The sequence below is a fragment of the Sphingomonas sp. DC4900 genome, from assembly GCF_049896485.1.
Lineage (GTDB): Bacteria > Pseudomonadota > Alphaproteobacteria > Sphingomonadales > Sphingomonadaceae > Sphingomonas > Sphingomonas aquatilis.
Window position 1 is genome coordinate 207,436 of sequence record NZ_JAFCUK010000004.1, and the last position, 13,594, is coordinate 221,029.

Genomic DNA, 13,594 nt, shown 5'->3' on the forward strand with positions numbered 1-13,594 from the left:
TCATCGTGGTAATCTTCCTCCCGGACCGGCCATCGACGGGCGGAAGCCACAGCAGAATGGCTAGTGGTCCGACCGGTCAGCGCGCCGACAGACGGTCTCGGACGAAGCGCGTCATACAGTGCGTCGCCTCCCGATCCTCGGGCGCTCTGCCGAAGCCGCCATGGGGCATGGCTTCGAAGACATGGAGGTCCGCAGGAACCCCGGCCGACAGGAGCCGGCGGTGCATGCGCACGGTGTTGGACAGGAACAGGTCGCGCGTGCCCGTCAGAAGGAAGGTCGGGGGGAAGTCGGCCACGTCACCAAACAGCGGTGACACGAGAGGGTCGCTGAGATCGGCCCCGCCCGCATAGAGCCGATTGCTCGACATGAGCGACGTGGGCAGCATCCCGTCCACGCCGGCGTTGACCACGAAACTGTCGCCGCTTTCCGTCAGATCGACCTGCGGCGACAGCAGGACCAGCCCGGCCGGCAGCGGCAGGCCCTCCGCCTTCGCGCGCAGCAGCATCGCGGCGGCGAGATTGCCGCCGGCGGAGCGCCCGCCAACGACGATCCGTTCGGCCGGGTACAGTCGAAGCGCGGCGCGATAGGCCGCCAGGCCATCGTCGAGGCCCGCCGGGAAGGGGTGTTCGGGCGGCAGGCGATAGTCGACGCTCCAGACGCGCAAGCCCAATTGATCGGCCAGCGTCCGCGCGCCATGCCGACACGCCTCGCCACCACCGAAGACCAGCGCACCGCCGTGCAGGTCGATGTACACAGCGTCCTCGGCGATCAGCGCAGCGGGCGTGGCGACATGGACGACCGCATCGTGGCACCGGATCGTCTCGACCGCAGCGGTGGGCGCGTCCGAAGCCGCGGCCAGCATGCGCGCATAATGGGCATCGACCGATGCCTTGACTGCCTGCCACCCCGCAACGTCGTCATGGTGGGGCATGGTGAAGCGCGCATTGACCGGCACGCCGTCCGCGTCGATCAGCCGCTCCAGCGCCGCCTGCGCCTCGGGGCTGATCGAGCTGGGCGACGGAATGTCTCGCGGCGTCAGCCGGATCGAACGTGGGCGTGCGGTCATGGGGCGGTCCAGCGGCTTCGGCCCCTGCCGGTCGGTCCGGCGGCGGGCGGGCAGGGGTGCGTGTGGACGTCCGTCCGGCGTATGTCGAGGGCCGGGCGCGAACGCCGCACGCACTCACCTCATGCCTGCCGGTCGCGGATCAGCGTCGCGACCACCGATGGATCGGCGAGGGTCGAGGTGTCGCCGATCGTGTCGACCGCGCCTTCCGCGATCTTGCGCAGGATACGGCGCATGATCTTGCCGGACCTTGTCTTCGGCAAAGCGGGGGCGAACTGGATCGCGTCGGGCGTCGCGACCGGGCCGATCTGTCGCCGGACCCAGGCGCGCAAGGTGCCGCGCAACGTCTCATCTTCCACCGCATCTGCGTGCAGCGTGACGAAGGCGTAGATGCCCTGGCCCTTCACGTCGTGCGGCATGCCGACGACGGCAGCCTCCGCGACGCTGGGATGGGCGACCAGCGCGCTCTCGATTTCCGCGGTGCCGAGGCGGTGGCCGCTGACGTTGATGACGTCGTCGACGCGGCCGGTGATCCAATAATCGCCGTCCCCATCGCGGCGGCAGCCGTCGCCGGTGAAATATTTGCCGGGATAGGTGGTGAAATAGGTCTGGATGAAGCGGTCGTGATCGCCCCACACCGATCGCATCTGGCCGGGCCAACTATCGGTGAGCACCAGATTGCCCTCCGCCGCACCGTGCAGCACGACGCCCTCGGCATCGACCAGCTCCACCTGCACGCCGGGCAGCGGCCTGGTCGCGGCACCGGGCTTGGGATCGGGGGTGTGGGGCAGGGGGCAGATCAGCACGCCGCCCGTCTCGGTCTGCCACCAGGTGTCGACGATCGGGCAGCGGCCGTCGCCGACGACGCGGTGATACCAGCCCCAGGCTTCCGGGTTGATCGGTTCGCCGACGCTGCCAAGCAGGCGCAGGCTGATGCGGCGGTGGCGGGTGACGTGATCGTCGCCTTCGCGCATCAGCGCCCGGATCGCGGTCGGCGCGGTGTAGAGCACGCTTACCCCGAGCCGGTCGACCGTATCCCAAAGCCGCCCGTGGTCGGGATAATTGGGCACGCCGTCGAACATCACCGTCGTCGCGCCGTTGGCGAGCGGACCATAGACGACATAGCTGTGCCCGGTGACCCAGCCGATGTCGGCGGTACACCAGAAGACGTCGCCGTCGCGGTGGTCGAAGACGTCGCGAAACGTCTTGGCGACCCACAGCAGATAGCCGGCGGTCGTGTGGAGCACGCCCTTGGGCTTGCCCGTCGATCCGCTGGTGTAGAGGATGAACAACGGGTCCTCGGCCTCCATCGCCACGGGCGGGCAGTCGGGCGAGGCGTCGGCGATCGCATCGTCCAGCCACAGGTCGCGGCCGGGCGTCATCGCGATATCGCCACCGGTGCGGCGCAGGACCAGCACATGCTCGACCGAGGGGCAGGCGCTTAGCGCGGCATCGACATTGGCCTTCAGTGGAATGCGACGGCCGCCGCGACAGCCTTCGTCGGCGGTGATGACCAGTTTCGATCCGCAATCGCGGATCCGGTCGGCGAGCGCATCGGGGGAAAAGCCGCCGAACACGATCGAATGGATCGCGCCGATCCGCGTACAGGCGAGCATCGCTGCCGCTGCATCGGGCACCATCGGCAGGTAGAGCGTCACGCGGTCGCCGCGTCCGACGCCGAGCGACGTCAGGACGTTCGCCATCCGGCAGACGCGATCGTGCAACGCGCGATAGGTGATGCGCGCGCCCTCGCCGGGTTCGTCGCCTTCCCACAGGATCGCGACCTGGTCGCCCCGCGTCGCCAGATGCCGGTCGAGGCAATTGGCGGACACATTGATCTGGCCGCCGTCGAACCAGCGGATCCGGAAATCGTCCGCCGTGAAGGACACGTCCTTCACCGTATCGAACGGCCGCATCCAGTCGAGCTGTGCGGCCTGATCGCGCCAATAGGCATCGGGCGTATCGATCGCGGCGCGACACTGATGCTCATATTCGGCAGGGCCGATGCCGCCGGAACGTGCAGGGGTCGCTGGAACGATATCGAGCATGAGGCGGCCTTTCGTGACGCGGGCCGCGCATCCGGCGCGGATGCACAGCCCGTCGATGCGGTGGGGTCAGAAGAACAGGATCGCGCCGAGCGCCAGCGCGTCGGAACTCGCGTCGTTGCCGTTGTGCGCGCGTGACATGGTGTGGGTGTATTCGCCGATCAGCGTCACCCAGCTGTTCAGGCCATAGCGCGTCTGGCCGACCCAGCTCGCGTTGCGGCGGACGAGGGCAGAGATCGCCTCACCCTGCGCGCGCGACAGGTAGCTCGCGCCATAGCTCGCCCCCAGCGTCAGCTTGCCGATGCCGTAGGTGCCCTGGACATAATAGCCGTTGCTGTCGCGCTTGCGGCCGAGCGCATCGGTCGACAGCAGGAACAGGCCGATCGTGCCGATACCGGTGCCGGTGTAATAATAGCCGGTCAGGCTGGCCGGACCGTAGGACAGCTTGGCGCCGACATCGATCGCGCGGCCGGTATAGGCCGGCAAGCCGCCGATCGCGTCATGGCCCTGAATCAGCCCGCTGACCCACAGATGCGCGCCGAGGCCTCCGTCGGTCGGCACGAGGTCGTAGGTCGCCTTGGCTTGGAAGCCGATCGTCTCGTTCGTTTCGGTGCGGCCGATCGTGGTCAGCGGCTGGAAGACGCCTGCGGCGAACTGGAAGCCGCCGAACTTCGGCGAGGCATAGGTGATCTGCGGCTGGAAGTCGGTGTAGATATACCCCAGCCCGATCCGGCCGAGCGACGTATTGGACGGCGCAGCATTGCCCGCGGCGGTGCCGACCGACAGCAATGTGATGTCGTTCAGGATCGCATCCGACCCGAACAGGCCGATATCGCGGCCGATCTTGATCTCGCCGAAGCCACTGCGGCCGAACGTCAGATAGGTCTGGCGGAAATCGATGCCGGAGGTCTGCAGCGCCTGGGGGGCGCCCGCGCCGTTCGCGCCGGAATTGCCCAGGCTGGAATTGATGCCGGGGTACATGCCAAAATGCGCGCCGACGTCCCAACCGCCCTGGGTCGTCGAGACGTCGACCTTCAGGAAGCCGGGCAGCAGTCCGTTGCGGATCGCCGACGTGTCGTTGCCGACGCTCGCGAGCCCGCCCGCGACGGTGTTCGCGGGCGTCGCCGCATCGGCGCTGTCGTGGACGTAGAAGCCGTTGACGGAGCCGGAGAATTTCAGCGCGACATCGCCGATCATCAGCCCGACGCCGCTGTCCGCCATGCGTACCAGCTTCTTGTCGTCGAGCCGTTCGGCGGCGGCCTGCTGCGGCGCCTCTGCGGTGTTGGCGGCGGGGACGGGGCTGGGTTGTGCCGTCTTGCGGGCGAGCAGCGCCTGATATTCGTCCTCGGTCAGGATCCCCTTTTCCTTCAGCTTCAGCAGCAGCCCGTCGGTCGCATCCTGCGCCGCGGCGGGGGTGGCGATGGCGATGGATGCGAGGGCGACGGCGCCCAGCAGGCGGGCAACGGCTTTCATGCTAATCCTCCCCTGTTCGGCCCGTGGTCTCGGGCTCGTGTCGGCAAGGCTGATGGAGACGGGCGCGGCGCGGTATTGGACTTTCGATCCCGGACCAAAGTGGGATGGTGCGGCGATCGCCCCGCATTCCCTGCCGCACGACCCCTACCGCACGACGACACCCCAGGGCGCGCGGCCGACCGGGACCGTGGCGATGGCCTTGGCGCTGGCGAGATCGACGACGGTGACCGTGTCGGACAGGCCGTCGCTGGAGATGGCGCGGCGTCCATCCGGCGTGATCGCAACGCCCCATACGCGCGGGCCGACGGGGACGATGGCGCGCGTCTTGCGCGTCGCGGTGTCGACGATCGCGATCGCATTACCGCGACCCAGAGCGATCACCGCCTGTCGCGCGTCCGGCGTGAAGCGAATCTGCACCGGCATGACCTTCTCGGGGGCGATGCCCGGCACGGTGAAGTGCAACGTGTCGATCACTTTGCGGCTGGCGACGTCGATCACCGCCACGCTGTTGCCGAGCTCCGCCGACACCCACAGCTGCTTGCCGTCCGTGATGAATTCGGCGTGGCGCGGCCGGTCGCCCGTCGGCGTCGTCGCCACCACCTCGCGCCGCGCGATGTCGATCCAGTGGACCGCATTGTCCGTTTCGGAGGTGGAGACCGCGAACCGGCCGTCGGGGCTCACCGCCATCCCCTCGGGCTCGACGCCGACGACGACCTGGAACGCGACCTTGCGCCCCGGCACGTCGATCGCGGTCACCGTCGCATCGCGCTCGTTCGAGGCGAACAGCAAGGTGCCGTCCGGCGACAGCGCGAAGGTTTCGGGATCCTCCCCCGACGGCAGGTTGGCGACGACCTTGCCCGATGCCAGATCGACCACCTGCACCGCGTTTTCGTCGCTGGCGCAGACGTACAATTGCTTGCCGTCGCGCGACAGGACGATGCCGCGCGGACGTCGGCCGACGGGCCAGGTCGCGGTGACCTTGAGCGTGGCGGCGTCGACGACGCTGATCGTATTGGCGCGCTCGTTCGAGACATAGATCGTCTCGGCGGTCGCAGGGGCGAGGGGGGCGGCGAGGGCCGCGATGAGGAGCAGGGATCGCATGACCGCATCCTAGCGTATCCCGGCGCGCCGCCCCTTCGTACCAAAGTCCAATAAGTCCCGATGCTTCGCCGCGGTTAGGGTCTTTGCCGAGCCGCCGTCAGGGCGGCGGGAGAGGATGATGCCGGTGAAGGGTTCGCGTATCGCATTCGTCTGTTCGGCGCTGATCGCGGCGTCGTCGATCGGCTATAACGTGTTCGCGCATGGCAACGTCACGCCGCAGGCGGTCGACACCAGCAAGCTGCCCGACATCAAGCCCGACAACACGACATGGGTGACGAAGAACCCCTATCGCGACGACCCCCAGGTCTATGCGATGGCCAAGAAGATCGGCGAGAGCGCCTATGGCGGCAATTGCGCGCGCTGCCACGGGCTCGATGCGATCTCGGGCGGCATCGCCCCCGATCTGCGCTACCTCGACAAGGGCGAGGCCGGCGACGAATGGTTCATCCAGCGCTTCCAGCATGGCTCGTCGCGCGACGGCAAGGTCTATATGCCGCCGATGGGCGATGCGCTGGGGCAGAAGGCCGGCTGGGCGATCCGCTCCTGGCTCGACACGAAGCACGAGGAATGAGCGGGGCATCCTCCCGCGCACCCACCCGCCGCGCGATGATCGCGGGCGCACTCGCCGCGGCCTTTGCCCCTGTCGGAGCGATGGCGCGGGGGCTCGACACGATCACCGCGGCGGGTGTCGTGCGCATCGCGGTCTATCGCGATTTCGAACCCTGGTCGTGGAAGGGCGCCGATGGCACCGTCATGGGCATCGACGTCGACCTCGGCCGTGCGATCGCCAAGGCTTTGGGAGTGCGCGCGGAGATCGTCGACTTTCTGGCCGACGAGGATGTCGGCGACGATCTGCGCAACATGGTGTGGCGGGGCTCCTTGGTCGGCGGGCAGACGTGCGACATCATGATGCACGTGCCGGTGGACCGGCAGCTGGCCCGGGCCAACGACCGCGCGGTGATCGGCGCACCTTATTATCGCGAGGGCTTCCTGATGGCCTGCGGCGTCGAAACCGATTGCGAGGTCGCCCCCGCCGCCTTCAAGGGCAAGCGGCTGGTGGCCGAGCTGGACAGCGTGCCCGACTTCTACTTTTCGGGCAGCTTCGGCGGCGTGTTGCGCACCGACACGCGCCACCTGATGAGCGGCGCGGCGGCGGTCGATGCGGTCAAGACGGGCGACGCGGATGTCGTGCTCGCGACGCGCGCGCAGATCGAGCATGCGCTCGCTGCCGGCGCGCCGCGGGTGAAGACGCGCAAGGGGCCGCTGCCGGCCCTGCCCAGCGCAGGCTGGGACGTGGGTCTGGCGGTGAAGGATGACAGCCGCGACCTCGCCGACCGGCTCGACCGGATCGTCGCAAGCCTGCGGGCCGACGGCACCGTCGCCGCGATCCTCGCCCGCCACGGCGTCAGCGACCGCGCGCCGCTGGCGACTTGATCCAAGGTCCAATGCCACCGACGCGGATCCCGGATTAGGCTCGGCGTCATCAACCAAGGTCGCACGGACGGCCGAACGGAGGGGAGACGAGAGCGATGAAGACCATGGCGACCCGATGCGCGATGCTGCTGGCCGGCACGATGTTGGCGACGGCAGTGACCGCGACCGAACCGCGCGCGGCCGCCACGACCCCGCCCGCCGCTGCCCCGGCTGCCGCTGCTGCCGCGGCTGCGGGTGCAGGGCCGACCGATGCGGATCTGATGAACGATGCGGCGACCCCCGGCGACGTCCTGACCTATGGCATGGGGCCGCGTGCGCAGCGCTTCAGCACGCTGACGCAGGTCAACGCCGCCAATGTCGCGCGCCTCGTCCCCGCCTTTTCCGCCAGCCTGGGCGGCGAGAAGCAGCGCGGGCAGGAAGCGCAGCCGATCGTCTATGACGGCGTGATCTACGTCACCGGCAGCTACAGCCGCCTGTTCGCCTTCGACGCGCGTTCGGGCGAGGAACTGTGGCAATATGACGCACGCCTGCCCGACGGGATCATGCCGTGCTGCGACGTCGTCAACCGCGGTGCCGCCATCTATGGCGACAAGATCATCTTCGGCACGCTCGATGCGCATATGGTCGCGCTGAACCGCAAAACCGGTAAGGTCATCTGGAACAAGACTTTGGCCCCCTATGACGCGGGCTACAGCTTCACCGCCGCGCCGATGATCGTGAAGGGCAAGGTGATCTACGGCAATTCCGGCGGCGAATTCGGCATCGTCGGCAAGGTGGAGGCGCGCGACGTCAACACCGGCGAGCTGATCTGGTCGCGCCCGACGATCGAGGGCCATATGGGCCAGCTGAACGGCAAGGATTCGACCATGACCGGCAAGCTTAACGCGAGCTGGCAGGGCGATCAGTGGAAGAACGGCGGCGGGGCCACTTGGCTGGGCGGCACCTACGATCCCGATACCAACCTGATTTACATGGGCACCGGCAATCCCGCGCCGTGGAACAGCCATCTGCGCCCCGGCAACAACCTCTACACTTCGTCGACGCTAGCGATTGATCCCGACACGGGCGAGATCAAATGGCATTACCAGACGACCCCGCATGACGGCTGGGACTTCGACGGCGTCAACGAATTCATCCCGTTCGACATGGATGGGCGGAAGCTGGGGGCGAAGGCCGATCGCAACGGCTATTTCTTCGTGCTCGACCGGACGAACGGCAAGTTCGTCTCCGCCAATCGCTTCGTCTCGCGCACCGACTGGGCGACCGGCTTCACCAAGGACGGCAAGCCGATCTACGATCCCGCCAAGCGCCCGCCCGCGCCCAGCGCCGAAAAGGGCGCCAGCGTGTTCGCCGCGCCCAGCTTCCTGGGCGGCAAGAACTGGATGCCGATGGCGTACAGCCAGCAGACCGGCATGTTCTACATCCCCTCCAACGAATGGGGCATGGACATCTGGAACGAGCCGATCGCCTACAAGAAGGGCGCGGCCTATCTCGGCGCCGGCTTCACGATCAAGCCGCTGAACCCCGACTATATCGGCGTGCTGCGCGCGATGGACCCCAAGACGGGCAAGATCGCGTGGGAATATAAGAACAAGGCGCCTCTGTGGGGCGGCGTGCTGACCACCGCCGGCAATCTGGTCTTCACCGGCACGCCCGAGGGCTATCTGAAGGCGTTCGATGCCAAGACCGGCAAGGAGCTGTGGAAGTTCAACACCGGCTCCGGCGTCGTCGGCAGCCCGGTGACGTGGGAGCAGGACGGCGAGCAATATGTCGCGGTGATGAGCGGCTGGGGCGGCGCGGTGCCGCTGTGGGGCGGCGAGGTCGCGAAGGCGGTGCAGCATATCAACCAGGGCGGCGCGCTCTGGGTCTTCAAGCTGCCCAAGGCATGATCGGGTCGCAGGGGGCGTCGCCGGTCGCGGCGCCCTCTTCGCATCCGATCGCACTTATATTACAATCGTCTGCGGGGAGAGGGGGCGTGGAACGAGTCCTGATCGCGGACGATCATCCGCTGGTGCGTGACGGCTTGCGTACCGTTATTTCGGTCGCCTTCGACCAGGCCGACCTGTTCGAGGCATCGTCGGTCGCCGAAGCGGTCGAGATCGTCGATCGCGAGGGCGATTTCGACCTCGTCCTGCTTGATCTCAATATGCCCGATGCGCGCGGCTTTTCTGGGCTGACGATGTTGCGCGACCGGTTTCCGTCGCTGCCCATCGTGCTCGTGTCCGCCGCGGCGGATAACCAGGTCGTCAACGGCGCGATCGCCAACGGTGCCGCCGGGTTCATCCCCAAATCGCTGAAGCGCAGCCAGATCGTCGCGGCGATCCAGTCGATCCTGTCGGGCAACGTCTATATCCCCGACGATTTCGCCGCCCCGTCGGATGCCGAGGCGGAGATCGAGGGCATCCGTCGCCGGATCGGCACGCTGACGCCGCAGCAGCGCGTGGTGCTGGGGCTGGTCGTCGCAGGCAAGCTGAACAAGCAGATCGCCTATGAGCTCGACGTGTCGATGACGACGGTGAAGGCGCATGTCTCCGCCATCCTGTCGAAACTGAACGTCTACAGCCGCACGCAGGCGGTAATCCTGGCGAACAAGGTCGGGCTGGGGCGTTAGCGGACGCTGGCGAGCAGCGCCCGCAGCTGCGCGGGCTTCACCGGTTTCTGCAGCACGTGGAGCCCGGCGGCGAGCAGCTGTTCGCGCAGGTCGGGCATGCGGTCCGCGGTGATGATCGCCGCGGGCACCTTGGCGCCGATATCCGCCCGCAGCGTGGCGACCGCGGCATCGCCCAGCGTGTCCGACCCCAGATGATAGTCCGCGAGGATGACGTCCGGCCGCAGCCGCGACCGGCGGACGATCGCGCGCGCATCCTCCAGCGTCGCCGCGGTCCGCACCCGCACGCCCCAGCCGCCCAGCATCGCTTGCATCCCGGCGAGGATCGATTCCTCATTGTCGAGCACGAGCACGGTCGACACGCCCAGCCCGCGTGCCGGTGCGGCAGTCGCCGTCGCGCCTGCCACCCCCGCTGCGGCGAGGGGGGCTTCGATCGAGAAGGTCGCGCCTGCGCCGAGCGCGCTATCCACGCGTACCGGGTGGCCCAGCATCCGGCTGGCGCGCTGCACGATGGCGAGGCCCAAACCGATGCCCTGCGACGCACCCGTGTTGAGCCGGCGGAATTCGTCGAAGATCTCGGCATGATGCGACGGATCGATGCCGGGGCCGGTATCGGCGACGGTGATTGCGACCGATCGCCCCTCGGCACGGGCGGTCATGGTGATGCTGCCCCGCTCGGTATAGCGCACGGCGTTGGACAGGAAGTTCTGCAACACGCGCCTCAGCAGCCGCCGGTCGGAATGCACCCACAGCCGCGTCGGCACGACGTTTAGCGTCAGCCCCCGCTCGGCCGCGACGACGGCAAATTCGGCGCGCAACGCCGTGAACATCTCATCGAGCGGGACATCGCCGAGGTCCGGGGTGATGGCGCCGGCATCGAGCTTGGAGATTTCGAGCAACGCCTCCAGCAGGCCTTCGATCGAATCAAGTGCCGACGCCGCCTGGTCGACGATCTTGCGATTGCCCTCGGCAAGGCGGCGGCCGGCCAGTGCGGAGACGAACAGGCGCGCGGCGTTCAGCGGTTGCAGCAGGTCGTGGCTGGCGGCGGCGAGGAACCGCGTCTTCGACAGATTGGCCTGTTCCGCCGCCATCTTGGCCGCGCGCATTGCCAGCTCGGCCGCCTGCCGTTCGCGCACCTCCTGTTCCAGCTCGCGCGTCCGCGCGGCGACACGCTGTTCCAGGGCATCGGCGGTTTTCAGCCGTTCGGTGACGTCGTCGAAGCTCATCACCATGCCGCCGTCGGCCATCGGCTGGCGTCGGATTTCGATCGAGCGGCCATCCGCCAGGCGCCGGACGGCAACGATCTCCTGCGTCGCCTCGGCGGGATCGCTGCCCTGCGTGTCGACCCAGCCCAACGTGTCTGCAGCATCGGCGCGCGGCAGCTTCGTCTTGCACCATTTGACGAGCGCGGCGTGATCGGAAATGCGCTGCCGCATCCGCTGCGGCGCCAGATCGAGCAGGGTCAGCAGCGGATCGTTCCAGGCGAGCAGCGAGCGATCGGGGGCGAACAGGCACACGCCCTGCGGCATGGCGTCCAGCGTTCCCTGCAACACCACCGCGCGCTCGGCCAGCTCGCGCGCCCGTTGCCGCGCATCCTCCGCCTTGATGTCGGTGATGTCGGTATAGACGCCGACGATCCCGCCTTCGCTGGTGCGCTGTTCGTTGACCTGGATCCAGCGGCCATCGGCGAGCAGGATGACCTGCCCACCGTCGGCGACCTGATGGCGGCCGACGCGCTCGGACACCCAGCGCGCCGGCGATACGAGGGGGCCGAGCGTCGATCCCACCTCGCAGATCGCACCGGCGATCTCGTCGAAGGCGACGCCCGGCTGGATGCGATCGGCGATCGTCGGCCATAACGACAGATAGGTGCGGTTGCACAGCACCAGCCGATCGTCGGTGTCGAAGATGGCGAAGCCTTCATCCAGCGCCTCGATCGCATCGCCCAGGCGCCGCCGCGCGGCATCGGCGGCGTCACGGGCGTGGGCGAGCGCGGCATTGCTCGCCGCCAGGTCGTCGAGCGCGCGTTCGAGATCGGCGGTGCGTTCGCGGACCTTGCTCTCCAGCGCGATCGCGGTTTCGAACACCGAAAAGGCGTTGCCCTGCAGGTCGGTCGAGCGTTCGACCCGGTCCATCAGCGATCGGTTGATCCGCTCCAGCTTGGCGATCCGCGCCTCCAGCGCGGCAACGTGCGCGGCGTCGTCTCGTTCGCCGGTCATGGCCGCCCGATCGCCAGACCGGCGAAGGTCTGGTTGACGTGCAGCGCACGGAATTGCTCGCCATAGGTGTTGAAGCCGATGACACCGCGTCGTGCGTAGAGGTCGGACACCGGCGTGCGCAGCTGACGCTGCGCGATCTCGACCGAGTTGAGCACGCAGTCGAAGCCGAGGATGCGGTCGACGCCGCCGATGTCGCTGTCGAGCCGGTCGAACAACGCCTCCAGCCGGCCGACTATATCGTCGGCCTCGCCCAGCGTCAGCACGATCCCCTCGTCAATCGCGCAATAGAAGGTGAGGCTGCTGTCCGGATTGGCGGACTGGATCGAGCGGACGTAATATTCGCCGCCCGCCCGCACCATCAGCGGGTGCGCCGCGAATACCGGCAGCCCAAGCTGATCGACCTGCGTTCCGACCAGCCGGGCATATTCCTCCGCGGCTGGCTCGGCGTTGATTTCATGGACGATGCGCCGTGTCGTGTCCGCGGCGGTGATCACCATCTTCACCTCGCCCGGCCGATAATGCTGCGCGCGGAACACCGTCATCGGCCGCGCGGTCGACAGGATTGCGATCACCGCGGCGTCGCGGCGAAACGCGCCGTCGTACAGGACGAAGGTCTCGCGGAAATCGAAGCCGTCGCCCGACGAACCACCGATCAGCGGCACGTCGCCCAGCGCATCCTGCAACGTCAGCGTCAGCATCTCCTCGCGGTGCGACAGGCCATCGACCAGGAAGATCGCCGCATGGTTGACGCGTCCGCCGAAATGCCGCGTCTCCTCGGTCGCCTGGGCCACCATCGATCGGACGCGCCGCTGCGCATCGCCGCCGTCGAAATGGTCGAGGTCGGTGAAGCAGGTCGCGGTCAGGCGAAAGTCGCTGGCGGGGAAACCGATCGCGGTCAGCGTGCCCTCGCCCATGCCATCGGGGGTCAGTTCGCCCGACGACGTGCAGCCGACGATCGTCAGCCCCTCGCTGCGGCTGGCGATCGACTGCGCCAGCGCGTCCAGCGGATACCGGCTCGAACAGAATAGCAGGATGCCCGACAGTTCCGGCACGTCGAGCTGCCGGAACAGCGCACGGATCGCCAGTTCGGGATCGTGTTCGCGCGTCGCGGCGACGCGAAGGAGGGGCGAGGTGGGCACGGCAGCGATGATGGCAGCGGAGCGGGCGGCCGTCACGCATCATCTCCGCGCGGCGGTGGGCCGGCGGCGTCGAGCGCGTCGACCTCGGCGTCCGTGAATACGCGGCTGCGCACGATGAAGCGCAGGCCGTCGGGGCCTTCCAGCGAAAAGCCGGCGCCGCGACCGGGGACGACGTCGATCGTGATCTGGGTGTGGCGCCAATAGTCGAACTGCGCCGCGCCGATCCACACGGGGATGGCGGCGTCGTCCGGCCCGACGGTGCCGAGCAGGATGTCCTGCCCGCCGACGCGGAATTCGCCCGCCGGATAGCACATCGGCGCGGAGCCATCGCAGCAGCCGCCCGACTGATGGAACATCAGCGCCCCGTGCCGGCGGGTCAGATCCGCCATGACCGCATCGGCGGCGGGGGTGGACAGGACGCGCGGCGGAACGGTCATCGGCGGGGCCTTCGCAGACAAGGACGGCGACCCTCGCGAAGAGGGCCGCCGCTGGAGGATGCGGGGGTGGGTGGA

Annotated in this window: 11 protein-coding genes; 4 read left to right on the top strand and 7 right to left on the bottom strand. The window is 68.2% G+C overall.

Annotated elements, in window-relative coordinates; genetic code table 11:
• Window positions 1-76: 76 nt before the first annotated feature.
• From ACP690_RS07475 to ACP690_RS07490, 4 genes are all read right to left on the bottom strand, one after another.
• The gene (locus ACP690_RS07475) at window positions 77-1,066 is read right to left on the bottom strand and encodes an alpha/beta hydrolase (RefSeq protein WP_426260654.1); all 990 of its coding nucleotides are present in this window, start codon (window positions 1,064-1,066) and stop codon (window positions 77-79) included.
• A gap of 119 nt (window positions 1,067-1,185) precedes the next feature.
• A complete protein-coding gene (gene acs, locus ACP690_RS07480; protein ID WP_426260655.1) occupies window positions 1,186-3,111 on the bottom strand; it encodes an acetate--CoA ligase in 1,926 nt (641 codons plus the stop codon).
• A 66-nt stretch (window positions 3,112-3,177) separates the two neighbouring features.
• A complete protein-coding gene (locus ACP690_RS07485) occupies window positions 3,178-4,581 on the bottom strand; it encodes a porin (RefSeq protein ID WP_426260656.1) in 1,404 nt (467 codons plus the stop codon).
• Between the two features lie 144 nt (window positions 4,582-4,725).
• Window positions 4,726-5,682, bottom strand: a complete 957-nt coding sequence (locus tag ACP690_RS07490) for a PQQ-dependent catabolism-associated beta-propeller protein (protein WP_426260657.1) — start codon at window positions 5,680-5,682, stop codon at window positions 4,726-4,728.
• Between the two features lie 118 nt (window positions 5,683-5,800).
• Between ACP690_RS07490 and pedF the strand changes: the two genes are divergently transcribed.
• The 4 genes from pedF (at window position 5,801) to ACP690_RS07510 (ending at window position 9,727) form a co-directional block, all read left to right on the top strand.
• Window positions 5,801-6,253, top strand: coding sequence for a cytochrome c-550 PedF (gene pedF, locus ACP690_RS07495; protein ID WP_017979127.1), 453 nt, complete (start codon window positions 5,801-5,803; stop codon window positions 6,251-6,253).
• Window positions 6,250-7,116, top strand: coding sequence for a substrate-binding periplasmic protein (locus tag ACP690_RS07500; RefSeq protein WP_426260658.1), 867 nt, complete (start codon window positions 6,250-6,252; stop codon window positions 7,114-7,116). Before pedF ends, ACP690_RS07500 begins: the two co-directional genes overlap by 4 nt.
• A gap of 95 nt (window positions 7,117-7,211) precedes the next feature.
• Complete coding sequence (locus ACP690_RS07505) at window positions 7,212-9,005, top strand: methanol/ethanol family PQQ-dependent dehydrogenase (protein ID WP_426260659.1); 1,794 nt, start codon at window positions 7,212-7,214, stop codon at window positions 9,003-9,005.
• An 86-nt stretch (window positions 9,006-9,091) separates the two neighbouring features.
• Window positions 9,092-9,727 (top strand): response regulator, encoded by a 636-nt coding sequence (locus ACP690_RS07510; protein ID WP_426260660.1) that lies wholly within the window; start codon window positions 9,092-9,094, stop codon window positions 9,725-9,727.
• Here the strand turns inward: ACP690_RS07510 and ACP690_RS07515 are convergent.
• The 3 genes from ACP690_RS07515 to ACP690_RS07525 are packed head-to-tail and all read right to left on the bottom strand — an operon-like array spanning window position 9,724 to window position 13,519.
• Complete coding sequence (locus tag ACP690_RS07515) at window positions 9,724-11,943, bottom strand: NahK/ErcS family hybrid sensor histidine kinase/response regulator (RefSeq protein ID WP_426260661.1); 2,220 nt, start codon at window positions 11,941-11,943, stop codon at window positions 9,724-9,726. The genes ACP690_RS07510 and ACP690_RS07515 overlap by 4 nt on opposite strands.
• Window positions 11,940-13,118 (bottom strand): FIST N-terminal domain-containing protein, encoded by a 1,179-nt coding sequence (locus ACP690_RS07520; RefSeq protein ID WP_426260662.1) that lies wholly within the window; start codon window positions 13,116-13,118, stop codon window positions 11,940-11,942. Before ACP690_RS07520 ends, ACP690_RS07515 begins: the two co-directional genes overlap by 4 nt.
• Window positions 13,115-13,519: a DUF779 domain-containing protein gene (locus tag ACP690_RS07525; RefSeq protein ID WP_426260663.1), complete on the bottom strand. Its 405-nt coding sequence runs from the start codon at window positions 13,517-13,519 to the stop codon at window positions 13,115-13,117. Before ACP690_RS07525 ends, ACP690_RS07520 begins: the two co-directional genes overlap by 4 nt.
• Window positions 13,520-13,594 lie beyond the last annotated feature (75 nt).